The organism is Bacillus pinisoli, assembly GCF_023036475.1.
In the GTDB taxonomy this organism is placed as follows: Bacteria; Bacillota; Bacilli; order Bacillales; family SA4; genus Bacillus_BS; species Bacillus_BS pinisoli.
This window is the reverse complement of the sequence record NZ_JAJQKI010000002.1, coordinates 274111-297983: the sequence shown is the minus strand read 5'-3', so window position 1 is coordinate 297983 and position 23873 is coordinate 274111. Positions and strand designations below refer to the sequence as shown.

Sequence of the window (23873 nt, the reverse complement as noted above, 5' to 3'; positions counted from 1 at the left end):
GGGACCTGATGATGAATTTAACACCACGTCAAATTGTTGAGCGTCTCGATCAATATATAGTTGGACAAACGAAGGCGAAGAAAGCAGTGGCAGTTGCGTTAAGGAACCGTTATCGAAGAGGTCTGCTACACGAAAACCTACGGGATGAAGTAGTACCGAAAAACATTTTAATGATTGGTCCTACTGGCGTAGGTAAGACAGAGATTGCAAGAAGAATGGCAAAACTTGTTGGTGCTCCATTTATTAAGGTAGAAGCAACAAAGTTTACGGAAGTAGGCTATGTAGGTAGAGATGTAGAATCCATGGTTCGCGACTTAGTTGAAACCTCTGTGCGTTTAGTAAAAGAAGAAAAAATGCAGGATGTAAAAGAAAAGGCACTTTCAAATGCAAATAAGCGACTTGTTGAATTATTAGTGCCTGCAAAACAAAAACAAACTTCTTTTAAAAATCCGTTTGAGATGCTTCTAGGTGGGAATCAGACCCAAAGTAATAATGACGATGATGATAGACAAGATGAACAAACCCTCTCACAAAAAAGAAAACAAATGGCTCATCAGCTTGCGCTTGGAGAACTAGAAGATACCATGGTGACCATTGAAATTGAAGAACAACAGCAATCTATGTTTGATATGCTTCAAGGCTCTGGCATGGAGCAAATGGGAATGAATATGCAGGACGTTCTAGGTAACTTTATGCCAAAGAAAAAGAAAAAGCGCAAGTTAACAGTTAGAGAGGCTAGAAAGGTTCTTGTAAATGATGAGGCACAAAAGTTAATTGATATGGATGAAGTTACCCAACTAGCAGTAAACAGAGCAGAGCAAACTGGTATTATATTTATTGATGAAATTGACAAGATTGCTGGCAAAAGTCAGGGAGGTTCAGCTGACGTCTCTAGAGAAGGTGTTCAGCGTGATATTTTACCTATCGTTGAAGGGTCTACTGTTGTAACGAAGTATGGACCTGTTAAAACTGATCATGTCCTTTTTATAGCTGCGGGTGCTTTCCATATTGCAAAGCCATCTGATTTAATACCAGAATTACAAGGGCGATTCCCAATTCGCGTGGAACTAACGAAATTGACGGTAGAAGATTTTGTAAGAATTCTAGTTGAGCCGGATAACGCCATTATCAAACAATATATAGCTTTATTAGAAACAGAAGGTATACAAATTGAATTTTCTGACGATGCTATTCGTAAGATGGCAGAAGTTGCGTATGGAGTGAATCAGGATACTGACAATATTGGAGCAAGAAGATTGCACACAATTATGGAAAGATTGCTTGAAGACTTGTCTTTCGAAGCGCCAGATATCACTATGGATAAAATTGTCATCACTCCTCAATATGTGGAAGAAAAGCTGGGGACAATCGCAAAGAATCGTGACTTAAGTCAGTTTATTTTATAGAATAAGAGATGGAACATGGAGTTACTATTAGGAGGAGCAAGTTAAATGGAACTATTAGACAAAACAAGGAAGATTAATGCAATGCTTCAAAGGGCTGCTGGTAAGCCTGTTAACTTTAAGGAAATGGCTGAGACATTACGTGATGTAATAGAATCAAATGTCTTTGTTGTTAGTCGAAGAGGAAAACTATTAGGATTCGCTATTAACCAAAAAATTGAAAATGAACGTATGATTAAAATGCTTGAAGATCGTCAGTTCCCAGAAGAATATACAAATGGATTATTTAATATAAGTGAAACATCTTCTAACCTTGATATTAACAGCCCTTATACAGCGTTCCCAGTTGAAAACAAAGACCTGTTTAGTAAAGGCTTAACGACAATTGTTCCAATCATCGGTGGTGGTGAACGTTTAGGTACATTAATTTTGGCCCGTCTTACTGGCCCGTTCCTAAATGATGATTTAATTCTTGGAGAATACGGTGCAACAGTAGTAGGTATGGAAATTCTTCGTGAAAAGTCAGAAGAAATTGAAGAGGAAGCAAGAAGTAAGGCTGTTGTACAAATGGCAATTAGTTCGTTATCTTATAGTGAGTTAGAAGCAATTGAACACATTTTTGAAGAATTAAACGGAAACGAAGGCTTACTTGTTGCAAGTAAGATTGCAGATCGTGTTGGTATTACAAGATCAGTTATTGTAAATGCACTTAGAAAGCTAGAAAGTGCGGGAGTAATTGAATCACGTTCACTAGGGATGAAGGGTACATATATCAAAGTGTTAAATGATAAGTTTCTTCATGAGCTTTCCAAATTAAAAACAAGTTAATTAAACGTAAAACATCTTATCTGGTTAGATAAGATGTTTTTTTTATGAGTTTTTAACAATGTTTGTTCGAGAGGTCCGAAATTTGTGATTATAGGAAAATGAGGATACATTTTTTATGAAAGAGTAGGCAAATCACGTTATTTGTGAATTAATATCATAATTTTTTTCGAAAATAATTAAATTCATGTCGAAAATGGTAAAAATATACCGATTTAGTTAAAATTAATGATGTTACAAATTTCGACATTGTATATAATGAGAATAGGTCAGTGTGATACATAAAACTTTGCACGTAAAGTTTTGTGAGAATAACTAGTACTAATTAACGATTTTTTATTATTATGTGACTCGTCATAGACATAATTACTAGAATTCTCTACAATGTTAGAGGATAAATAACATTGAAATTGAACTATTAATATAACTAATTAACATAAAAAAGGTGAGGTGAACACATATGAAGCTATTTTCTGGCACAATTAATCAACTTGAAAATTCGCTAAAATACTCCACACTTAAACAAAAAACGATTGCACAAAATATCGCAAATGTCGACACGCCTAATTATAAAGCGAAAGAAGTGTTGAAACCTTCTTTTCAATCTGAGTTAAATTCTGCTATGCAAGCACACCGTACGGATGCAAGACATTTTCAGTTTTCGAATGCTAGCCAGTCTTCCGGTGTTGTTGTAAGTAGGCCAAATTCACAATATAACCACAATGGGAATAGTGTTGATGTAGATAAGGAAATGTCTGAAATGGCTGAAAATCAAATCTACTACAATGCATTAATAGAACGGATAAGTGGTAAATTTAACTCGTTAAAAACTGTCATTACTGGAGGGAAGTAATTATGACGATGTTTCAAGGTCTTAATATTAGTGCTTCGGCCTTAACAACCCAACGCTTGCGTATGGACGTCATTTCTTCCAATATGGCAAACGTGGATACAACTAGAGGAAAGTTTGTGAATGGTGAATGGCAGCCCTATACCCGTAAAATGGTCGTTACTCAAGCAAACGAATCTTCTAAATTCAGAAACGTGCTAAGTCATGCAATGAATAGTACAAGCGCTAGTTCTGTTGGGAACGGAGTGAAAGTCACTAGAATTGTAGAAGATAAGGCACCATTCAAACTTGTATACAATCCGGAGCATCCTGATGCAAATGAAGAAGGGTATGTACAAATGCCTAATGTTGACCCTTTAAAGGAAATGGTGGATCTAATGAGTGCTACCAGGTCATACGAAGCTAATGTGACTGTGTTCAATGCAAACAAAGGAATGTTAATGAAAGCATTAGAAATCGGGAAATAGGTTGGTGGAATATAAATGATAAACAAGATTACAAGTCAAGCTGGGATCATTCCTACTAGTTCATCTGTACCATTAAAAGCATCACCTGCAGTGTCACAGCAGAAGTTTGCTGATTTTCTAAAGAATTCAATAGATCAAGTAAATAAATCACAAAATCAATCCGATCTTGCTACACAGAAGCTTGCTAACGGTGAAAATATAGATTTACATGAGGTTATGATTACATCGCAAAAGGCAAGTATCACTCTTCAAGCAACTCTAGAAATACGAAATAAAGTAGTTGAGGCTTATCAAGAAGTTATGAGAATGCAAGTTTAATAATTAAAGAGATAGAGAAAAGAGATATTAGATAAAGAGAAAATAACTGGGAGCGGTTATTACCAATGAGTAAACAATACGTCATAATAACCGGGGGAATATAATGAACGAAAAAATGCAACTACAAATGAACCAACTGAAGACGTTTTGGCAGAATCGTTCATCAAGCCAAAAGGGTATGATGATCGGTTCACTATTACTGTTTATCACATTAATCGTCATAGTTTCCATGGTCTCTTCGAAAGTGGATTATTCGCCCTTATATAGTAACTTAAGTCCTGCTGAAGTAGGCGAAATTAAAACGCAATTAGATGGAAGAGGTATTCAGTCACAAATTGCTGATAACGGTACAACAATTATGGTTCCACAAGAAGTAGTGGATACGTTAAAGGTTGAGTTGGCAGCAGAGGGATTCCCGAATAGTGGGAGTATTGATTATTCATTCTTTAGCCAAAATGCAGGATTCGGTATGACTGACAATGAGTTTAATGTGTTAAAGCTAGATGCAATGCAAACAGAGCTGGCTGAATTAATGAAAGGTATAGAAGGAGTAAATGATGCGAAGGTTATGATTAATCTTCCAGAAGAATCTGTTTGGATGTCTGAAACTGGACAAGAAGCTTCTGCCTCAATCGTTTTAAATACGAAGCCCGGATATCGCTTTGAAGAGCAACAAATTGAAGCTTTATATAATCTAGTTTCAAAAAGTGTACCGAACCTACCTACTGATAATATCGTCATTACAAATCAACTTTTTGAGTATTTTGATCTAAAAAATGGTGGTTCTAACGAAATTGGAGATTCAGCTACTGCATTCCAAACACAATATCAAATCAAGCAAGAAGTTGAAAGAGATGTACAACGTCAAGTTCAGCAAATGCTTGGGTTGATGATGGGGCAAGATAAGGTAGTTGTCTCCGTAACTGCTGATATTGATTTTACACAAGAAAACAGAGAAGAAAATTTAGTTACTCCAGTAAATACTGAAAATATGGAAGGTATTGCTGTTAGTATTGAAAGAATTACAGAAACTTACACAGGTGACGGAGCGTTAGCAGAGGGTGTAGATGGAACAGGTGAAACAGATATTACAAACTATGCTACTGGTGGAGCTACTGGCTCGGGTGAATATGAAAAAATTGAAGAGCGTATCAACAATGATGTAAATAGAATCAGGAAAGAAATTGTTGAAAGTCCTTATAAAGTCCGTGATTTAGGAATTCAAGTTATGGTTGAACCGCCTACTGCGGACGATCCTACATCATTACCACAGCAATCTATTGATGAAATTGAACAGATTTTAAATACAATTATTCGTACTTCAATTGCGAAGGAGGCAGGTGCTCCTGAGTTAACGGACGAAGAGTTGCAAAATAAAGTTGCAGTATCTGTACAAACATTCAACGGTAAAGTAGATTTTGAAACACCAGCTGCCGAAACCATTCCTTTATGGGCTTATGCTGCAGGTGGGGGTTTACTAGCTATTATCATGCTATTATTATTCCTATTATTTAGAAAGAAAAAGAAGAAAGATAAGCAAGAGATTGAATATGAAGAACCTTTCCAAGCAGCTTCTGTTCAAGATATTAATGACGATAAGGAAACTGCGTCTGACGTAATTAAAACACAATTAGAAAAACTAGCAAAAGACAATCCTGGAGATTTTGCAAAACTATTGAGATCTTGGATTGCTGAAGAGTAGGAGGATAGTGTATGGCGAAAAAAGACAATAAAGGTGAGCTTTCTGGCCGACAAAAAGCTGCTATCCTTCTTATCTCATTAGGTCCAGATGTATCTGCATCTGTCTACAGACACTTGTCTGAAGAAGAGATAGAAAAACTCACTCTTGAGATTTCCGGAGTTAGAAAAGTAGACAGCGGTGCAAAAGAGGAAGTTCTAGAAGAATTCCACCAAATTGCATTAGCACAGGACTATATCTCCCAAGGAGGTATTTCTTACGCAAAGCAAGTGCTAGAGAAGGCACTTGGTCCTGAAAGTGCAGCAAATATTATCAATCGCTTAACTTCTTCCTTACAAGTTAAACCTTTTGATTTTGCTCGTAAGGCAGATCCAGCTCAGATATTAAACTTTATTCAAAATGAACATCCACAAACAATATCTTTAGTGTTATCCTATCTGGACCCATCACAAGCAGGACAGATATTGTCAGAACTGCCACAGGAGATGCAAGCAGATATTGCTCGAAGAATTGCATTGATGGATAGTACTTCTCCAGAAGTAATTAACGAAGTTGAACAAATCCTTGAGCGTAAGCTTTCTGCAACCGTAACACAGGATTATACTCAAACTGGTGGAGTTGAGGCAGTTGTTGAAGTGTTGAATGGAGTGGATCGTAGTACAGAACGAACTATTTTAGATGCACTTGAAATTCAAGATCCTGAATTAGCAGAAGAAATTAAAAAGCGTATGTTTGTATTTGAAGATATCGTTACGCTCGATAACAGAGCCATTCAACGTGTTATTCGTGATGTCGAGAATGCAGATCTTATGCTATCACTTAAAGTGGCAAGTGAAGAAGTTAAAGATATTGTGTTTAGCAATATGTCTAAACGTATGGTGGATACATTTAAAGAGGAAATGGAATTTATGGGACCAGTTCGTCTGCGTGATGTAGAAGAGGCTCAATCTAGAATTGTTGCTATTATAAGACGTTTAGAGGAAGCTGGTGAAATCGTTATTGCCCGCGGTGGAGGAGATGATATCATTGTCTAGATTAATCAAATCCCAATACGTAAATCCTCATGAAGATGAAAAAAAAGTGATTAAGCTTCAACCCGTTTTTATTCCATCTATCGGAGAAGAAGTATCACCAGAACTCACTCTTCTAAGGGCCAACCAAGAAGCAGAGCGAATACTTGCTGACGCCAAGGAACAAAAAGAACGTGTTACTGATGAGGCAAAAGCAATGCTTCAACAGGTGCAAGATCAAATTTCTGAATTAAAGGCAGAGTGGGAGCTTGAAAAGAAATTTCTAATGGAAGCAGCGCAACAAGAAGGCTTTCAAGTTGGATTGCAACAAGGCGAACAAGCTGCTAAGCAAGAGTATTCTACTTTAATTACTGAAGCCAATCAGATTGTTGAACAGGCAAAAGTCAGTTATACAGAACAGTTAGAACAAGCCGAAGAAACCATTTTAAAGCTTGGACTTAAAGTAGCAGACAAAATTTTGAAAGTTCATCTCGATGAAACGAGAGAAGACTTTATACAAGTTGTAAAGCAAGCAATAAAAGAAGTGAAGGACTATGCAGATGTAAATATCATTGTGCACCCTTCCGTATATGAACTAGTGTACGCACAGATTGACGAGTTAAAAGCATTGTTTAACGGTGATAAAAGTCTCTACATCTATTCAAATGAAGAGTTATCTAACTATGGTTGTTTGATAGAATCGTCATTTGGGCGAATTGACGCAAGTATTGATAGTCAATTGAATGAACTAAAAGTGAAGCTTCTTGAGTTAATAGAGGAGGAATAAACTCACGTGAAGGCAATAGAACTTTTGAATGAAATACACAATATAGATTCCTATAAACGATTTGGTAAAGTTGCCAGAGTTGTAGGGTTGATGATTGAATCTCAAGGACCAGAAGCTTCTATTGGAGATGTTTGTCATATATATGTTGGCTCAAGTAAGAAACAAAGAAAGGTCACTGCTGAAGTAGTAGGATTTCGAGACGAATTCGTTATTTTAATGCCTTTTACAAACATCAATGATATCTCACCTGGAAGTATAGTTGAGGCTACTTCAAAACCACTCCAAGTTAAGGTTGGAAGTGGATTAATAGGTAAAGTTGTCGACTCCTTAGGTTTACCTCTAGATGGAAGCCTTCTTCCTAAAGGTTTATCCAGTGTTGGAACAGATCAATCACCACCCAATCCTATGGACAGGCCTACGATAGAGGAGAGTATAGATGTTGGTGTACGTGTCATCGATTCTCTATTAACAGTCGGAAAAGGCCAACGCGTGGGGATCTTTGCAGGAAGTGGTGTTGGTAAAAGTACATTACTCGGCATGATTGCAAGAAACACTACTGCTGACTTAAATGTAATTGCTCTAATCGGCGAGCGTGGTCGTGAAGTGAAAGAGTTTATCGAAAGAGATCTAGGCCCTGAAGGATTAAAACGATCGATCGTAGTGGTAGCTACTTCTGACCAACCTGCTTTAATGAGAATTAAAGGCGCATATACTGCGACCGCGATAGCAGAATATTTTAGAGATAAAGGCTTAAATGTCATGTTAATGATGGATTCTGTCACTCGTGTTGCAATGGCTCAACGTGAAATTGGATTGGCTGTTGGTGAACCGCCAACCACCAAAGGTTATACGCCATCAGTATTTGCAACTTTACCAAAACTTCTTGAAAGAACAGGAACCAATCAACATGGGACCATCACAGCATTCTATACAGTGTTGGTAGACGGTGATGATATGAATGAACCGATAGCTGATACTGTTCGAGGGATTTTGGATGGACATTTCGTTCTGGATCGACAACTGGCTAATAAAGGTCAGTTCCCTGCAATTAATGTGTTAAAAAGTATTAGTCGTGTAATGAACCATATTGTCGCTACAGAGCACAAAATATCAGCTGAAAAATTGAGGGAACTATTATCAACTTATATTAACTCAGAAGACTTGATTAATATTGGAGCGTATAAGCGGGGTTCATCTCGGGAAATTGATGAAGCTATTCGTTACTATCCGAAGATTATCTCGTTTCTTAAACAAGGTACTCATGAATCAATCTCCAGAGACGAAAGTATTGAAATGCTAAAAGCGTTAATAGGGACAGGAGGATAAAAAATGAACTTTACGTACAAATTTCAAAAAACCCTGTCTATCAAAGAAACCGAAAAAGAACGTGCCCTAGAATCATATCAACAATCAGTAAAGAGTTTTGAAGAAGTAGCAGAGAAGCTTTACCATTCGTTAAAACAAAAAGAAGATTTAGAAGAATCACAACTTGAGAAAGTGAACGGTGGATTGAATATTCAAGAGCTAAGACATCATCAACAGTTTATACAAAACTTAGAGAAAACAATTAACCACTTACAGGGTCTAGTTTTGAATGCAAGACAAAAAATGACCGAGCAAGAACAGTTTCTTTTGGAGAAAAACATCGAGGTCAAAAAGTATGAAAAGATAAAAGAAAAGCAGTTTTCTCAGTTTTTAGAGTTGATGAATGCGGAGGAAAATAGATTGATGGATGATATATCAATCCAACAATTTATGAATAGAGGAAGTTAGGTGATATATTGGAACAGCTTCAAGAAAATGAATCCAAACTCATAAATAAATTTCAATGGTTTCTCTTTGTAGGTGTAATCCCACTCCTCTTTGCGGTTATTGTCTCTATCGTAGTCCTTACATTTGCAGGTGTTGATGTTGCTGGAGCTATTCAGAAGTATGGCCAACATATTCCTGGCGTGTCTAAACTTTTACCTGCTGAGGAAGGGACAATTGATTTGGAAGCGAAGCTCAAGCAAGATGTGTCAAATCTAGAAGCTACCAATCAAGAGAATCTAACCATGATTGAGCAGCTAGAAAAAGAAGCAGAGGTAAGAGAAACAGAAATGAGCTCTTTACAGGCACAAATTGAAGACTTAACAGAACAACTAAAGGCTAAAGAATTAGAACAACAAGAAACTAAGCAAACGATCGATGAATTATCTAAGATATATGAATCTATGTCATCTAAGAATGCAGCAGCAATTCTATCTGAATTAGATGACCAAGATGCTCTTACTATATTAAGAGCTCTCTCTACAGAAGCCTTAGGAAGTATCTTAGAAAAGATGGAGCCAACGGATGCAGCAAGATTTACTAAACTGTTAGCAGATGAAACCTGATTCGTTTTCCAATTTTGAAAGGAGGTGAAATAATAGTGAACATGTCCAAAATGAGTGTGATGTCTAAAGGTCCAGACCTATTCACGAGAGCAAGTACTAAGAAATTAGACAAACCCACTTCTCCTTTTGCTTCTTTACTAAAAGATCAGGTGCAACAGAATACAACAGAACGTCAAAACAAAGAGTTAAAGAACGAAAAACAACAAGTGTTTAAAGCTTTTACTGGTGAAGCACAACAAGAGCAATCGGTAGAAGAATTGAGAGAAACGATTCAAGAACTAGTAGATGCTCCTGAACTCTCAATGGAGTTAACAGAGGAGATGCTACTTAGCGAAGAACTCTCTTGGCTGGAAATGCTTCCATCGGACTTACTACAAAAAATAACATCGCTTTTTGAGTCTGGCATTAGCCTTAAGCAGTTATTATCGGATGAAGGTAACGACATCCAATTAGAAAACCTTCTTGCTGGTATTATCTTTGTACAGCAACAGACTGGAAATGAACAGCTTCAAGATAAATTGAAGGAATCATTAGGAACACTATTCCAAAAACTAAACGCACAACTCCATAATCTGACAAAGGAAGATCCAAGTTTTGCTAAGCAGGGTTTGACAACTGAGCTTCATCAATTTTTATCAAACGTTCATGCAAAATTGACAGGTAAGAACCCTATTGCGACAGCTGAAAATGAAAAATTGGACTATTTACGTCATCTATATGTAAGAACTATGAAGAAAGATGAATCTGTTTTGAGTCAATCAACACAAGATTCGAATAGTAAAGTATCCTTTATGGGGGTTGAAACTCAAAATATTAATCGTACTCAGCAATTTGCTTTATTTATTGAGCAGAGTGGCTCGAAGACGGTAAATCAAGAGCAATTCATTAAAGAGTTTCAAAGCTTACTAGCAAAAAGTAACCTGCAGAATGCAAACGGTGGTATGAGGCTTCTAATTAAGTTATACCCAGAGCATCTTGGGCAGCTTAGAGTGGAGCTACTTCAACAAAATGGTCTTCTAACGGCAAGGATGGTTTCGACGACAGCAGCAGCAAAAGAAATGCTAGAATCACAGCTACAAGGACTTAAAAATGCATTTGCTGCTCAGAACATTCAAGTAGATAAGTTGGAAATAATTAACTCTCAACTATTACAAGAAGAATTTAACCGATCTCTTGATCGTGATGGAAGTCAACAACAGCAACAGACTAGAAAGCAAAGTCAAGAGGAAGTAGAGGATCACCAAGATAAAAATTCTTTTGGAGCCACTCTTTTAGAAGAACTAATGAATATCGAAGTGTAGGTGAGAAATCATGTCAGTAAAATTAGATCCGACTTTATATTTGAAAAACCAACCCACTCAAAAAAGTAATAGTGATGTATTGGGGAAAGATGATTTTTTAAGAATCCTAATGACACAACTTCAAAATCAAGACCCAATGAATCCAATGCAAGACAAAGATTTTATTGCTCAAATGGCAACTTTTACTTCATTAGAACAAATGACAAATATGAATAAAATGCTTGAACAATTTATCACTACTCAAAAGTCTGACAATATTTTGAAATATAGTGAGATGATTGGTAAGCAAGTCGAATGGATTCATACAACTGTTGATGATAATGGAAACAACGTAACTGAAACAAAAGAAGCAATTGTAAAGTCAATTTCTCAGAAGAATTTAGAAGTACAGCTAGAGCTAGAGGATGGAACGATTATTGTACCAAGTGCTCTTACTAAAATCACTAGCCCTTCTTCAAATTAGAGAGGAGTAAGGTGTATGGATCATCGGATACATCAAATATCCCACCACCCTCTGTCATTAAAGCATAACAAGACACAGATTAAAACTGAATCAAGTACAAGCTTTAAAGATGTGCTCCAAGAGGTTGTTGGAATTAAGATTAGTAAACATGCTCAGAAACGATTAGCAGAACGAAATATTGAGATTGCGGAAGAAAGTTGGACAAAACTACAGAAGAAAATGATTGAAGCAAAAGGTAAAGGTATTATCGATTCATTAGTTGTTATGGACCAAGCAGCGTTAATTGTTAATACAAAGAATCAAACAGTGATTACAGCAATGGACCGTGAAGAAGCAAATTCGCAAATTTTCACAAATATTAATGGAACCATATTACTATAGGCTGGACCGTTAAGGAGGCCAAGGGTTGCGGACTGATCGAAGCAACCATTAAAGAGGGGAGAAACAGTAAATGTTACGTTCAATGTACTCGGGTATCTCAGGTATGAAAAACTTCCAAACAAAGTTAGATGTAATTGGAAATAATATCGCAAACGTAAATACTTATGGCTACAAAAAGGGAAGAGTAATGTTTAAGGACTTAGTCAGCCAACAAATTGCAGGTGCAAGTGCTTCTACTGATACACGCGGTGGAGTAAATCCACAACAAGTTGGGTTAGGTTCACAGTTGGCTTCTATTGATACAATTCATACTCAAGGAAGTTTACAGACAACAGGACGTTCACTAGATTTGGCTCTTTCTGGTGATGGCTTCTTTATTGTAGGGCCATTAAATGATCAATTATCCGATATTGCCGCTAATAATAATCTTTTTATTGATGCTGATGCTGATGGGTCTATTTCATCTGCTGAATCAGCGGAATATAATTATACTCGTGCTGGAAACTTCTACATGGATAAGGATGGGTATGTAGTAACTGGAGACGGATTATTTGTTCTAGGACAGAAAACTGTTAATGGACAAACTGGTGCATCCTTAATTCAGATACCGACCGATGCAAAAAGCTTCAGTATTGGTTCAGATGGGACAGTAAATTATGTAGATAATAATGGGACATTGCAAGAAGCTGGGCAACTTGTGGTTGCAAAGTTTCCTAATAGTGGTGGATTAGAAAAGGCTGGTGGTAACTTATTTAAAGAAACAGCTAACTCTGGTCAGTCCATTATTGGTGTCCCAGGTGAAAATGGCTCAGGTACAATCGTTGCAGGTACTTTAGAGATGTCAAACGTTGACCTTTCAGAAGAGTTCACAGACATGATTACATCACAACGTGGATTCCAGGCTAATACTCGTATTATCACAACTTCTGATGAAATCTTACAAGAACTTGTTAATCTAAAACGATAAAGTTAAGGAGGTAGGGGGCTTAAGCGCGCTATAAGCCCCCGCTTTTATGATTAAATTAACACGTTTAAATGGGAGCTCATTTTGCTTAAATGCAATCTACATAGAGCAAATACAGTCATTCCCAGATACAACAATTACATTAACGAATGGAAAAAAAATTGTCGTGCGAGAGAATGAGGATGATGTTATTCTGTTAGTAACAGACTTCTTTCGTCAAATTTCGATATTAGGTCAACCGCTACCACCTAATAGGGAGGATACTTAGATCCATGAAGAATAAAAAAGCACTTGTTACAATGATTATTATAATTTTAACTATTCTTCTTATTGGAGCAGTTGCAATGATTGTCATCATGAAGTTTACTGGCAAGGAACATGAGGAAGAAGTAAAAGAGCCGACAATTGATGAAATTATTGAATACTCGGTAGACGTGCCTGAAATTACAACTAATCTTCTTGAAGGTAACTTCATTAAGATTCAATTCAAAATACAAACTGATAATGTTAAGGCAAAGGATGAATTGGCAAAACGTGATTTCCAAGTACGTAACATTATTATCCAAGAGCTTTCGCAAATGACATCTGAGGAGTTCAACGGTAAAGAAGGTATTTTAAATCTAGAAGATATCATAAAAAACGAAGCGAATAAATTAATGCAAGAAGGAAAAATTGTCAGGGTATACACTACATCTTTTGTCCTTCAATAATTAATTGATACAAAATGGAAAGGTTAAGAGGAGGTGAACTTTTTGTCAGGAGAAGTTCTATCACAAAGTGAAATAGATGCCCTACTCTCCGCTCTCTCGACCGGGGAAATGAACGCCGATGAATTAAAGAAAGAACAAACCACTAAAAAAGTAAAATCTTATGATTTTAGAAGGGCGTTACGTTTCTCTAAGGACCAGATTCGAAGCTTAACAAGGATCCATGAAAACTTTGCCAGACTACTAACTACCTACTTTTCAGCTAAGTTAAGAACTTATATTCAAATATCAGTAGCCTCGGCAGACCAGATTCCATATGAAGAATTTGTCCGATCAATTCCCAAAAGGACGATTCTTAATGTGTTTGAGGTGCCACCATTAGACGGAAGATTAATTATTGAAATTAATCCAAACATAGCTTATACCATGTTAGACCGAGTGTTAGGTGGCCGAGGAATAAGTATGAATAAGGTTGAGAATTTAACTGAAATTGAAACTAAGATTATGTCTCAGTTGTTTGAGCATGCGGTTGAAAATCTCAAAGAAGCCTGGTCTACGATTGCGGAAATTGAACCCATATTAACAGAATTTGAAGTTAACCCACAATTCCTGCAAATGGTTTCGCCTAATGACACAGTAGTCGTTATTTCCTTGAACACTCAAATTGGTGATTCAAGTGGTATGATAAATATTTGTATTCCACACGTGGTCCTTGAGCCAATCATGCCAAAGTTATCTGTTCACTATTGGATGCAAAATAGTAAAAAAGAACGAGCACCAAAAGAAATTGAGGCATTAGAAAAGAATATTAGATTAGCTGATTTACCAGTGAGTGCACAGCTAGGAAACTCAGAGATCTCAATTAATGAATTCCTACAGCTTGGTATAGGGGATGTTATTCAATTAGAACAAGACATACATTCACCTATTGTTATTAAAATAGGTGATGAGCCGAAATTTTTAGGACAACCAGGTAAAGTAAATAAAAAGATGGCTGTTCAAATTATAGAACAATTTAAGGGGGGAGATATAGATGATGAATAATGATATGTTGTCTCAGGATGAAATCGATGCATTGTTAAGAGGAAGTGCGGATGATTCACTAGACATCCCATCCAACGAACAGCCCCCAACTGAGGAGCATTTGTCTCCTATGGAGCAAGATGCACTAGGGGAAATTGGTAATATTTCTTTTGGAAGTTCGGCTACAGCCCTATCTACACTATTAAACCAAAAGGTTGAAATAACGACTCCTACAGTTACAACGATATTACAAAAAGATCTGGCTGATGAATTTCCACACCCATATGTGGCCATCCAAGTCAGTTACACAATTGGTTTTTTAGGAGCGAACGTATTAGTAATTAAACAATCAGACGCAGCGATTATTGCGGATCTTATGCTTGGTGGAGACGGAAGAAATCCACAAGACCTACTTGGTGAGATACAGTTAAGTGCAGTACAGGAAGCGATGAATCAAATGATGGGTTCTGCTGCTACTTCCATGTCTACCATCTTTAATAAAAAAGTGGACATTTCACCACCGAGTATCGAAGTAATGGATCTAAAAGAGGGAGATGGTGGAGAGTCGCTACAGGAACAAGACGTACTTGTTCAGGTTGCCTTTCGTTTAAAAATTGGTGATCTTGTCGATTCTAACATCATGCAATTACTTCCATTAAATTTTGCAAAAAGTTTAGTGGAGGAACTTTTAAATCCAAGTCCAGTGGCAGCACCACAGGTAGAAGTGAAGAAAGAAACTCCTGCTCCGCCACAACAATCACAACCAATGTCTCAACCTGTGGCAGAGCAACCAGTTTATACACAACAAAGTACACAACAAAGTACACAACAAAGTACACAACAAAGTACACAACAAAGTACACAACAAACTCAATATCAGGCACCTGCTCCACAACAGCAACAGCATATTGGAGTAAATCAAATGCCAATTGGGTATCAGCCTTCTGTACAGCCTGCAGCTTTCTCAAGTTTTGAGCCTGCACCATTAGTAGGTGGAGAAAGTAAAAACCTAGATATGCTACTTGATATACCGCTACAAGTAACCGTTGAATTAGGTAGAACTAAGCGTTCTGTTCGAGATATATTAGAGCTTTCTTCAGGTTCTATTATTGAACTAGACAAGCTTGCAGGTGAACCAGTTGATATTTTAGTAAATAATAAATTGGTAGCTAAAGGTGAAGTAGTTGTTATTGATGAGAACTTTGGTGTTCGTGTAACAGACATTATTAGTCAAAGCGATCGAATTAAAAATCTACGTTAATATTACTAGGGGGTACGGAGATTATGGCACATAGAATTTTAATAGTTGATGATGCAGCATTTATGAGAATGATGATTAAGGATATCTTATCTAAAAACGGTTATGAGGTAGTTGGTGAAGCAGCAGATGGACAACAAGCTGTTGAATTATACAAAGAACATACACCAGATCTAGTAACAATGGATATTACTATGCCTGAAATGGATGGGATTACTGCATTAAAAGAGATAAAAAAGATTAACCCTAATGCTAAAGTCATCATGTGTTCTGCGATGGGGCAGCAAGCAATGGTTATTGATGCTATTCAAGCTGGAGCAAAAGACTTCATTGTTAAACCTTTCCAAGCAGACCGTGTACTAGAAGCTATAGGAAAAACACTATCATAAAATAATTGAGGTGGCATAATTGCTACGAATCAAGTTTTTGATGGTCATGAGCCTGTTTTGCCTTCTACTTCCGTTTGACACGAATATAGCTTTTGCTGCGGGAGTAGAAGGTGAGAACCAAACTGTTGACCAGAATGAAAATGAAGAGAAAAAGACTGTCGATGAATTTTTTAAAGAGAATAATGAAGACCAGGAAAGTAAAGAGGATAATACAGAAGCGGAGAGTCCTCTTCTAAATACAGATACTAACCAAGCTGCTGTTGACAGTCAATTTACTGTCTTTGATTTTTTTAATCTCATATTCGCCTTATTTTTAGTGTTCATGCTGCTTTATGTAACCTTAAGGTTTATCAAGAAGAGAAATCAAACCTATGACCCTACAAAAACAATGATTAACCTTGGTGGGACAAGCCTTGGTAATAACCGGTCTGTCCAATTGGTGAAAGTTGGAGAGCGAATTTTAGTCCTTGGTGTAGGTGAAAGTATTCAATTATTAAAAGAAATTGAGTCTGAAGATGAGATTAAACAAATTATTAATCAACAGCAAAATGATGTTCAGCACTTGTTACAGTCTGGTGATATCTTTACTAAGGTCATTCAACAACTAAAAAGCAGAAAAAATGAGCAGCGAGAATCTGATTCTAGTTTTAAATCTATCTTATCTTCTCAGCTTAGTGAGCTTGCAAGTGGGAGAAAAAAGCTATTAGAGGAACTGAAAGAGAAGGGAAATAAGAGCAATGACTGAATTCATGGAATTCTTTAATACAAACGATCCTGAAAATGTCTCAACATCTGTCAAGCTCTTGCTCTTACTTACAGTGCTATCCATCGCACCAAGTATATTAGTCCTCATGACTAGCTTTACAAGAATATTAATAGTATTATCCTTTGTTCGTACTTCTCTTGGTACACAACAAATGCCGCCTAACCAAGTCATACTGGCCCTTGCCTTGTTCTTAACCTTCTTTATTATGACACCTGTTTTCACAGAGGTGAATGATGCAGCTTTAACACCTTTATTTAATGAGGAGATTACATTAGATGAGGCCTATGAACGAGCGGTTTTACCATTAAAGGAGTTTATGAGCAAACATACTCGACAAAAGGATTTAGCTCTTTTTCTTGGCTATGCGGGAATAGAAAGGCCACAAACTGTGGAAGATATACCACTAACTGCACTAGTACCCGCCTTTGCGATTAGTGAAATGAAAACAGCTTTCCAGATCGGATTTATGGTGTTTATTCCTTTCCTAGTAATAGATATGATTGTGGCGAGTATTTTAATGTCAATGGGGATGATGATGCTTCCTCCAGTTATGATTTCACTACCGTTTAAAATTTTACTTTTTGTATTGGTAGATGGTTGGTATCTAGTAGTTAAGTCTTTACTTGTCAGTTTTTAAATTAGGGAAGTGATTGTTTTTGAGTTCTGAATTTGTTATTTCTTTGGCGGAACAAGCTATCTATACCGTATTAATGATAAGTGGACCTCTACTGCTATTAGCACTAGGAATCGGATTGTTAGTTAGTATTTTTCAAGCAACAACTCAGATTCAAGAGCAAACCTTAGCCTTTATTCCAAAGATTGTTGCTGTTTTTATAGGAATCATTTTCTTTGGACCTTGGATGCTGTCAAGAATGATTAGCTTTACCTATGATATATTAAACAATCTTCATAAGTATGTGGGCTAGCTATGGATGAATTTGTTATAAGAATGTCAGCTTTCTTACTAATATTAGTAAGATTAAGTGGTTTTTTTATTACGGTACCGATTTTTTCATATCGAACGATTCCCAATACTCATAAAATAGGTCTTGCTGTCTTTTTATCTTTTATCATGTACTATACGATAGAAATCCCTCAAACTCTTCAATTTGATGAGTTCTATATATTGTTAATTATTAAAGAACTTCTTGTTGGGATCTTAATAGGGCTAACAGCTTTCATATTATTGTCTGCTATTCAGATTGCAGGTGGCTTTATTGACTTTCAAATGGGATTTGCTATTGCTAATGTGGTTGATCCACAGACCGGTGCCCAGTCCCCTCTTATGGGTCAATTCTTATACATAATATCACTTCTTTTTCTTTTAAGTGTTAATGGGCATCATTTATTAATAGACGGTATTTTTTATAGTTATCAGGCCGTACCAATTGATCAATTATGGATTCCTTTTGGTAGTGAAGGAATGTTAAATCATCTAATTCAAACATTTAACTCCATGTTTATCATTGCCTTTCAAATGTCCTTGCCTTTAGTAGGGTCAATGTTCTTAGTGGATGTTGCACTTGGAATAGTTGCTCGGACAGTACCACAGTTAAATATATTTGTAGTTGGTATTCCATTAAAGATTATTGTTAGCCTTATCATGTTAATTGTAATGATGTCAATTTTCATTATGTTAGTTGGAAACCTTTTTGAACAAGCTCAATATGCAATGCGGGAACTCATGCATTTAATCGGGGGAGGAGCATAACGTTGTATCGATTTACGCTAGATCTCCAATTCTTTGCTGGTGAAAAAACAGAAAAAGCGACTCCTAAGAAACGTCAGGAATCAAGAAAAAAGGGGCAGGTAGCGAAAAGTCAGGATGTAAATGCAGCCATCCTTCTCCTATTTGTGTTCCTTTTTTTTTGGTTTAGTGGTGGAATGATGCTTGAACGGATGCTTAATTTGTTCAGAAAGACATTTGAAGATTTCATGCTACTAGAATTATCGGAAGAAACTACATTTAGTTTATTGTTTACTTTATTGCCTGAGATTGCGTTCATTATCCTTCCAGTCATGCTTGTCGCCTTGATAGGTGGAGTAATGGCTACCTATATGCAAATTGGTTTTTTATTCGCACCTGAAGCCATTAAGTTTAAACTTGAAAAACTAGACCCGATAAAAGGTGCAAAAAACATTTTTTCCATGAGAGCACTTGTGGAATTATTAAAATCTTCATTAAAAATTACATTTGTAGGCTTAGTTACATTTACTGTTCTTTGGTTTGATTGGGATGGAATCATGCGTTTGTCTCAAGTGAGTATTGAAGAAGCGTTAGTATTCTTATCTATGCTCGTGTTAAAAATGGGTTTTGCTGCAACAATTATGCTATTATTTTTATCTGTTTTTGACTATATCTATCAAAAATTCGACTTCGAAAAGAATATTAGAATGTCGAAGCAAGATATTAAAGATGAGTATAAAAATGTTGAGGGTGATCCTCAAATAAAGTCGAAAATTAAGCAAAAACAGCGTGAGATGGCGATGCAACGAATGATGCAAGAAGTACCTAAAGCAGATGTAATCATTACGAATCCTACTCACTATGCAATTGCTTTAAAATATGATGAAACAAAAATGGATGCACCGTATGTCGTAGCAAGCGGAGTTGATTATATTGCGTTGAAAATTCGTTCCATCGCAGAAAATCATGAGATTCCGACGATTGAGAACAGGCCGCTTGCTAGAGCTCTTTATGAGCAAACAGAAATCGGAGATGCTGTACCGGAAGAGTTCTTCAAAGCAGTTGCCGAAATTCTGGCTTATATCTATCGTCTCAAGCAAAAGGTGTAGATCGTATGTAAGGAGAGTTGGAAAATGTCAGCAAGAGACTTACCAGTAATAGTTGGTGTTGTTTTAATCATAATCATGCTTGTCATACCTTTACCACCTATTTTGCTAGACATCTTAATCATGGTAAACATAACACTTGCGCTTGTGGTGTTATTAACTTCCATGAATATGAAAGAGCCTTTGCAATTGTCAGTGTTTCCTTCGTTATTACTAATTTTAACACTGTACCGACTAGGGTTAAATGTATCTACAACCCGTTCTATTCTAAGTAATGGTGAAGCTGGAAACGTAGTTGATACGTTTGGAAACTTCGTTATCGGTGGAAATGCGTTGGTTGGATTTGTCGTATTCTTAATTTTGATTATTATTCAGTTTATGGTAATTACAAAAGGTTCAGAGCGTGTTTCTGAGGTGGCAGCACGTTTTACACTAGATGCAATGCCAGGAAAACAGATGGCAATTGATGCGGATTTAAACGCTGGGTTAATTTCAGAAAAACATGCTACAGAACGTCGTGAAAAGATCCAAAGAGAAGCTGATTTTTACGGAGCAATGGATGGTGCGAGTAAATTCGTAAAAGGAGATGCCATTGCAGGTATTATTATTACAATCATTAATATTCTATTCGGAATTGTTATAGGTATGGTTCAAATGGACCTATCTATTAATGAATCTGTACAGACCTTTGTTATTTTAACGGTAGGTGACGGGTTAGTTTCACAGATTCCGGCACTTATGATCTCAACAGCAACCGGGATTATTGTGACTCGTGCTGCTTCTGATGGGAATCTAGGAACCGATATTACAACACAGCTCTTCGCATTTCCAAAGATGCTGTATGTTGCTGGAGCAACCATCTTCTTACTTGGAGTAGCTACTCCATTAAATGACCTTCTAACTATTCCGATTGCTGGACTGCTAGCTTTTGGAGGTTTTATGTTAGGTCGTGTGAAAGAACCTGATGAACAAGAGCTTGAAGCACTAGAAGAGATGATTGAAACCGATGAGATGAAGAGTCCCGAAAGTGTGGTTAATCTTTTAAATGTTGACCCTATTGAATTCGAATTTGGTTACGGACTCATTCCATTAGCTGACACGAATCAAGGTGGAGATTTATTAGACCGGGTTGTGATGATTAGAAGACAGTTAGCCATTGAATTAGGAATTGTTATTCCGGTTGTAAGAATACGAGACAACATTCAATTACAGCCTAATGAGTATCGATTAAAGATAAAGGGTAATGAAGTGGCAAGAGGAGAGCTTTTACTTGATCATTACTTAGCAATGAGTCCTGGTATGGATGATGATGCAGTAGAAGGTATTGACACGATTGAGCCATCTTTTGGATTACCAGCAAAATGGATTACAGATGATGTAAAAGAAAGAGCTGAAATGTTCGGCTATACAGTGGTTGATCCTCCTTCGGTTGTTTCTACACATATTACTGAGTTATTAAAAACAAATGCTCATGAGCTGTTAGGTAGACAGGAAACAAAGCAGCTAGTTGATCATATTAAGGATTCCTATCCAATTTTAGTAGAGGAAGTAACACCTAACCCATTATCAATTGGGGATATACAAAAGGTATTGGCTAAACTGTTAAGAGAGAAAGTTTCCATTCGTAATCTTCCAATTGTCTTTGAAACTTTAGCGGATTTTGGAAAGATGACAACGGATACGGATATACTAACAGAATACGTTAGACAAGCATTAGCACGTCAGATTACGTCACAGTTTGTTAATGAAGGGGACGTATTAAGGGTTGTAACCTTGTCTGGACGCGTTGAAAAAGCTGTTGCAGAGGGAGTTCAACAAACAGAACATGGTAATTACTTATCATTAGATCCTACCGTCTCACAAAATATTATTCAAGCTGTCGCTACACAAGTAGAACAACTTTCTCTACAAGAACAACAATCCATTATACTGTGCTCTCCGGCTGTAAGAATGTATGTAAAACAATTAATTGAAAGATATTTACCTAATGTTCCTGTTCTTTCCTATAATGAACTAGAGGCAAATGTTGAGGTACAAAGTGTTGGGGTGGTGAATATAGAATGAAGGTAAAAAAATATATAGCTCCTACCATGCCAGAGGCTATGAAAAAAATAAGAGCTGAACTTGGCAAGGATGCAGTCATCTTGAACTCTAAGGTTGTTCACACAGGGGGACTGTTTGGGTTCTTTACAAAAAAGAATATTGAGGTTATTGCTGCAATCGATCCCTCTCCCTTCTCTAATGAACCGATGCAAAAGGAAAAGCCAAGGCCAGTTCAGGAACCACTTATAAAAAAACCATTAGTAAATACTGAATTAGATCAAAATACGCTTAAAAAAGATTCTTCTCAGTCTGATCTGAAACAAGAATTAGATGAACTAAAGTCACTCATTAAACATATGTCAACGCAACAAGGTTCAACATCTTCATCTTACCCCCTTGCTTTACAGAAATTTGAAAAGATTCTAATGGATCAAGAAGTTGACGATGTAATTAGAGTTGAGATACTGAATAAGCTTGTGGAACAATGGTATAAGCATGATGCTAATGTAGAGGACCAAGAAATAACTAAATGGTTTAGGCATCATGTTAAACAGTTTGTTGATCAATTTAATCATGGTGGAATCTCTTTTAACAAGCAATATATCAACGTTATAGGACCGACAGGGGTTGGAAAGACAACAACCTTGGCAAAAATTGCTGCGAACTGTGTCCTCAAGTTTGAAAAGAGAGTAGCTTTTATTACAACTGATACCTACAGAATTGCAGCTATTGAGCAACTTAAGACATATGCGAAAATTTTAAATGTTCCAATAGAAGTATGTTATAACATAGAAGATTTTATTAAGGCTAAAGAAAAATTTGCTTCATATGATTTAGTCTTTATTGATACGGCAGGCCGTAATTTTAGAAACCAGCAATACGTAAATGAATTGAGAGAAGTTATTGATTTTTCTGAGGAAATGGAAACATTCCTCGTACTTTCTCTCACATCGAAGCTAAAAGATATGCACGAGATTTATAGGCAATTCTCTACAATTAACATTGAAAAACTTATTTTTACTAAAAAAGATGAAACGTCTCAATATGGAGCAATGTTAAATTTAATGAGCGCTTATGACAAAGGAATTGCCTATATAACTGTAGGTCAAAATGTGCCAGATGATATTGTAGAAGCGTCTACTATGACGATCGTAAAAACAGTCCTCGGAGATAATGAAGAATGAGAGATCAAGCGGAAAGTTTACGTCTAAGACTTCTAAAGATGCAGGGTAAAAAAGAAGCAAAAGTCATGGCTGTTGTAAGTGGGAAAGGCGGAGTTGGAAAATCAAACTTCTCCCTAAACTTTGCGATTAATCTATCAAAGAAAGGTCATAGCGTATTATTGTTTGATATGGATATCGGAATGGGGAATATTGACATCCTCTTAGGTCACTCTTCTAAGGTAAGTTTCATTGATATCTTTGAACCAGATATGTCCTTCCAAGATATTATTAAGAGCGGACCAGAGGGTCTTTCTTATATTTCTGGTGGTACGGGATTATCCAACTTATTTAAACTAGATAGAGATAAGTTAGACTATCTTTTAAATTTATTGGAACGACTTTCACTTCAATATGACTATATATTGTTCGACATGGGGGCAGGAATTACAGAGGATACACTTCAGTTTCTCTTATCGGTACACGAGATTTTTGTTATTACAACTCCTGAGCCAACCTCTATGACAGATGCGTATTCTATGATGAAATTTATTTGCAGCAAAGAAAATAACGCAGATTTTTACTTAGTTGTGAATCGAGCTCAAAGTACAGAGGATGGGGTAAGTACACTTAAAAGGTTGAGTCAGGTTATGAAACAGTTTCTTCTTAAAGATATATCCTTATTAGGCTTCTTACCTGACGACCGTATTGTTAATAAAGCAGTAAGTCGACAAATCCCATTTTCAATTTTTGAGCCAAAGTCTAAAATCAGTATTTCATTAGCAGAATTAACAGATCGTTATTTAAACGGTTTGCCGAATGATTTAGAAAAGAAAAAGCCTGCTTCATTTATTACTAAACTCAGAACATACTTCTCAGAAAGGTAGGAAT

Annotated in this window: 28 protein-coding genes; all 28 read left to right on the top strand. The window is 36.6% G+C overall.

The genetic code is table 11. The features are described 5' to 3' along the window. Window positions 1-8 precede the first annotated feature (8 nt). The 28 genes from hslU to LT143_RS03785 all read left to right on the top strand — a co-directional run bounded on the left by hslU (window position 9) and on the right by LT143_RS03785 (window position 23869). The gene (hslU, locus tag LT143_RS03920) at window positions 9-1406 is read left to right on the top strand and encodes an HslU--HslV peptidase ATPase subunit (protein WP_246939966.1); all 1398 of its coding nucleotides are present in this window, start codon (window positions 9-11) and stop codon (window positions 1404-1406) included. Window positions 1407-1451: 45 nt separating this feature from the next. After that, the gene (gene codY, locus LT143_RS03915; RefSeq protein ID WP_246939963.1) at window positions 1452-2231 is read left to right on the top strand and encodes a GTP-sensing pleiotropic transcriptional regulator CodY; all 780 of its coding nucleotides are present in this window, start codon (window positions 1452-1454) and stop codon (window positions 2229-2231) included. A 457-nt stretch (window positions 2232-2688) separates the two neighbouring features. Continuing rightward, the gene (flgB, locus tag LT143_RS03910) at window positions 2689-3081 is read left to right on the top strand and encodes a flagellar basal body rod protein FlgB (protein WP_246939960.1); all 393 of its coding nucleotides are present in this window, start codon (window positions 2689-2691) and stop codon (window positions 3079-3081) included. A 2-nt stretch (window positions 3082-3083) separates the two neighbouring features. Next, a complete protein-coding gene (gene flgC / locus LT143_RS03905) occupies window positions 3084-3545 on the top strand; it encodes a flagellar basal body rod protein FlgC (protein ID WP_246939956.1) in 462 nt (153 codons plus the stop codon). Window positions 3546-3560: 15 nt separating this feature from the next. Next, window positions 3561-3863 (top strand): flagellar hook-basal body complex protein FliE, encoded by a 303-nt coding sequence (fliE, locus tag LT143_RS03900; RefSeq protein ID WP_246939952.1) that lies wholly within the window; start codon window positions 3561-3563, stop codon window positions 3861-3863. A 103-nt stretch (window positions 3864-3966) separates the two neighbouring features. After that, complete coding sequence (gene fliF / locus LT143_RS03895; protein ID WP_246939949.1) at window positions 3967-5565, top strand: flagellar basal-body MS-ring/collar protein FliF; 1599 nt, start codon at window positions 3967-3969, stop codon at window positions 5563-5565. Between the two features lie 11 nt (window positions 5566-5576). Next, a complete protein-coding gene (gene fliG, locus LT143_RS03890) occupies window positions 5577-6596 on the top strand; it encodes a flagellar motor switch protein FliG (RefSeq protein WP_246939947.1) in 1020 nt (339 codons plus the stop codon). After that, on the top strand, window positions 6589-7359 hold the full coding sequence (fliH, locus tag LT143_RS03885) for a flagellar assembly protein FliH (protein WP_246939945.1): 771 nt from the start codon (window positions 6589-6591) through the stop codon (window positions 7357-7359). The genes fliG and fliH overlap by 8 nt, the downstream gene beginning before the upstream one ends. 6 nt (window positions 7360-7365) lie before the next feature. Then, window positions 7366-8685: a flagellar protein export ATPase FliI gene (gene fliI / locus LT143_RS03880; RefSeq protein ID WP_246939942.1), complete on the top strand. Its 1320-nt coding sequence runs from the start codon at window positions 7366-7368 to the stop codon at window positions 8683-8685. A gap of 3 nt (window positions 8686-8688) precedes the next feature. Continuing rightward, window positions 8689-9132, top strand: a complete 444-nt coding sequence (gene fliJ / locus LT143_RS03875) for a flagellar export protein FliJ (protein ID WP_246939939.1) — start codon at window positions 8689-8691, stop codon at window positions 9130-9132. Between the two features lie 8 nt (window positions 9133-9140). Further along, a complete protein-coding gene (locus tag LT143_RS03870; RefSeq protein ID WP_246939936.1) occupies window positions 9141-9734 on the top strand; it encodes a MotE family protein in 594 nt (197 codons plus the stop codon). 41 nt (window positions 9735-9775) lie between these two features. Then, a complete protein-coding gene (locus LT143_RS03865; protein ID WP_246940383.1) occupies window positions 9776-11035 on the top strand; it encodes a flagellar hook-length control protein FliK in 1260 nt (419 codons plus the stop codon). A gap of 10 nt (window positions 11036-11045) precedes the next feature. Further along, window positions 11046-11498 carry a flagellar hook assembly protein FlgD gene (gene flgD / locus LT143_RS03860; protein WP_246939932.1) on the top strand — a complete coding sequence of 151 codons (453 nt, stop codon included), beginning with the start codon at window positions 11046-11048 and terminating at the stop codon, window positions 11496-11498. A 15-nt stretch (window positions 11499-11513) separates the two neighbouring features. After that, window positions 11514-11879, top strand: coding sequence for a TIGR02530 family flagellar biosynthesis protein (locus LT143_RS03855; protein ID WP_246939929.1), 366 nt, complete (start codon window positions 11514-11516; stop codon window positions 11877-11879). Window positions 11880-11949: 70 nt separating this feature from the next. Continuing rightward, on the top strand, window positions 11950-12846 hold the full coding sequence (gene flgG / locus LT143_RS03850; RefSeq protein ID WP_246939926.1) for a flagellar basal body rod protein FlgG: 897 nt from the start codon (window positions 11950-11952) through the stop codon (window positions 12844-12846). 46 nt (window positions 12847-12892) lie between these two features. After that, window positions 12893-13111 (top strand): flagellar FlbD family protein, encoded by a 219-nt coding sequence (locus LT143_RS03845; RefSeq protein ID WP_246939923.1) that lies wholly within the window; start codon window positions 12893-12895, stop codon window positions 13109-13111. A gap of 4 nt (window positions 13112-13115) precedes the next feature. Next, entirely contained in the window at window positions 13116-13553 is a 438-nt protein-coding gene (gene fliL / locus LT143_RS03840) for a flagellar basal body-associated protein FliL (RefSeq protein WP_246939920.1), read from the top strand. Window positions 13554-13595: 42 nt separating this feature from the next. Beyond that, complete coding sequence (fliM, locus tag LT143_RS03835; RefSeq protein WP_246939916.1) at window positions 13596-14594, top strand: flagellar motor switch protein FliM; 999 nt, start codon at window positions 13596-13598, stop codon at window positions 14592-14594. Continuing rightward, window positions 14584-15834: a flagellar motor switch phosphatase FliY gene (fliY, locus tag LT143_RS03830; RefSeq protein ID WP_246939913.1), complete on the top strand. Its 1251-nt coding sequence runs from the start codon at window positions 14584-14586 to the stop codon at window positions 15832-15834. The genes fliM and fliY overlap by 11 nt, the downstream gene beginning before the upstream one ends. A gap of 23 nt (window positions 15835-15857) precedes the next feature. Beyond that, entirely contained in the window at window positions 15858-16220 is a 363-nt protein-coding gene (locus LT143_RS03825; protein WP_246939910.1) for a response regulator, read from the top strand. A gap of 19 nt (window positions 16221-16239) precedes the next feature. Continuing rightward, window positions 16240-16965 carry a flagellar biosynthetic protein FliO gene (locus LT143_RS03820; protein WP_246939907.1) on the top strand — a complete coding sequence of 242 codons (726 nt, stop codon included), beginning with the start codon at window positions 16240-16242 and terminating at the stop codon, window positions 16963-16965. Then, entirely contained in the window at window positions 16958-17623 is a 666-nt protein-coding gene (gene fliP, locus LT143_RS03815) for a flagellar type III secretion system pore protein FliP (RefSeq protein WP_246939903.1), read from the top strand. The genes LT143_RS03820 and fliP overlap by 8 nt, the downstream gene beginning before the upstream one ends. A 19-nt stretch (window positions 17624-17642) precedes the next feature. Then, a complete protein-coding gene (gene fliQ, locus LT143_RS03810; RefSeq protein WP_246939899.1) occupies window positions 17643-17912 on the top strand; it encodes a flagellar biosynthesis protein FliQ in 270 nt (89 codons plus the stop codon). A 2-nt stretch (window positions 17913-17914) separates the two neighbouring features. Beyond that, a complete protein-coding gene (fliR, locus tag LT143_RS03805) occupies window positions 17915-18697 on the top strand; it encodes a flagellar biosynthetic protein FliR (RefSeq protein WP_246939896.1) in 783 nt (260 codons plus the stop codon). A 2-nt stretch (window positions 18698-18699) separates the two neighbouring features. After that, window positions 18700-19782, top strand: coding sequence for a flagellar biosynthesis protein FlhB (gene flhB / locus LT143_RS03800; RefSeq protein ID WP_246939892.1), 1083 nt, complete (start codon window positions 18700-18702; stop codon window positions 19780-19782). Between the two features lie 24 nt (window positions 19783-19806). Continuing rightward, window positions 19807-21843, top strand: coding sequence for a flagellar biosynthesis protein FlhA (gene flhA, locus LT143_RS03795; RefSeq protein WP_246939888.1), 2037 nt, complete (start codon window positions 19807-19809; stop codon window positions 21841-21843). Continuing rightward, the gene (gene flhF, locus LT143_RS03790; protein ID WP_246939885.1) at window positions 21840-23006 is read left to right on the top strand and encodes a flagellar biosynthesis GTPase FlhF; all 1167 of its coding nucleotides are present in this window, start codon (window positions 21840-21842) and stop codon (window positions 23004-23006) included. The genes flhA and flhF overlap by 4 nt, the downstream gene beginning before the upstream one ends. Beyond that, window positions 23003-23869 (top strand): MinD/ParA family protein, encoded by an 867-nt coding sequence (locus tag LT143_RS03785; protein ID WP_246939883.1) that lies wholly within the window; start codon window positions 23003-23005, stop codon window positions 23867-23869. The genes flhF and LT143_RS03785 overlap by 4 nt, the downstream gene beginning before the upstream one ends. Window positions 23870-23873: the final 4 nt, after the last annotated feature.

Bases quoted from the DNA above. Each gene is read 5' to 3' on its own strand.
- flgG (WP_246939926.1), top strand. From the start codon at position 11,950: ATGTTACGTTCAATGTACTCGGGTATCTCAGGTATGAAAAACTTCCAA.
- fliG (WP_246939947.1), top strand. From the start codon at position 5,577: ATGGCGAAAAAAGACAATAAAGGTGAGCTTTCTGGCCGACAAAAAGCT.
- fliF (WP_246939949.1), top strand. From the start codon at position 3,967: ATGAACGAAAAAATGCAACTACAAATGAACCAACTGAAGACGTTTTGG.
- LT143_RS03865 (WP_246940383.1), top strand. From the start codon at position 9,776: ATGTCCAAAATGAGTGTGATGTCTAAAGGTCCAGACCTATTCACGAGA.
- flgD (WP_246939932.1), top strand. From the start codon at position 11,046: ATGTCAGTAAAATTAGATCCGACTTTATATTTGAAAAACCAACCCACT.
- fliJ (WP_246939939.1), top strand. From the start codon at position 8,689: ATGAACTTTACGTACAAATTTCAAAAAACCCTGTCTATCAAAGAAACC.
- LT143_RS03845 (WP_246939923.1), top strand. From the start codon at position 12,893: ATGATTAAATTAACACGTTTAAATGGGAGCTCATTTTGCTTAAATGCA.
- LT143_RS03825 (WP_246939910.1), top strand. From the start codon at position 15,858: ATGGCACATAGAATTTTAATAGTTGATGATGCAGCATTTATGAGAATG.
- codY (WP_246939963.1), top strand. From the start codon at position 1,452: ATGGAACTATTAGACAAAACAAGGAAGATTAATGCAATGCTTCAAAGG.
- flgB (WP_246939960.1), top strand. From the start codon at position 2,689: ATGAAGCTATTTTCTGGCACAATTAATCAACTTGAAAATTCGCTAAAA.
- flhA (WP_246939888.1), top strand. From the start codon at position 19,807: ATGTCAGCAAGAGACTTACCAGTAATAGTTGGTGTTGTTTTAATCATA.
- flgC (WP_246939956.1), top strand. From the start codon at position 3,084: ATGACGATGTTTCAAGGTCTTAATATTAGTGCTTCGGCCTTAACAACC.
- LT143_RS03855 (WP_246939929.1), top strand. From the start codon at position 11,514: ATGGATCATCGGATACATCAAATATCCCACCACCCTCTGTCATTAAAG.
- hslU (WP_246939966.1), top strand. From the start codon at position 9: ATGATGAATTTAACACCACGTCAAATTGTTGAGCGTCTCGATCAATAT.
- fliE (WP_246939952.1), top strand. From the start codon at position 3,561: ATGATAAACAAGATTACAAGTCAAGCTGGGATCATTCCTACTAGTTCA.
- fliY (WP_246939913.1), top strand. From the start codon at position 14,584: ATGATGAATAATGATATGTTGTCTCAGGATGAAATCGATGCATTGTTA.
- fliP (WP_246939903.1), top strand. From the start codon at position 16,958: ATGACTGAATTCATGGAATTCTTTAATACAAACGATCCTGAAAATGTC.
- fliR (WP_246939896.1), top strand. From the start codon at position 17,915: ATGGATGAATTTGTTATAAGAATGTCAGCTTTCTTACTAATATTAGTA.
- LT143_RS03785 (WP_246939883.1), top strand. From the start codon at position 23,003: ATGAGAGATCAAGCGGAAAGTTTACGTCTAAGACTTCTAAAGATGCAG.
- fliL (WP_246939920.1), top strand. From the start codon at position 13,116: ATGAAGAATAAAAAAGCACTTGTTACAATGATTATTATAATTTTAACT.
- flhF (WP_246939885.1), top strand. From the start codon at position 21,840: ATGAAGGTAAAAAAATATATAGCTCCTACCATGCCAGAGGCTATGAAA.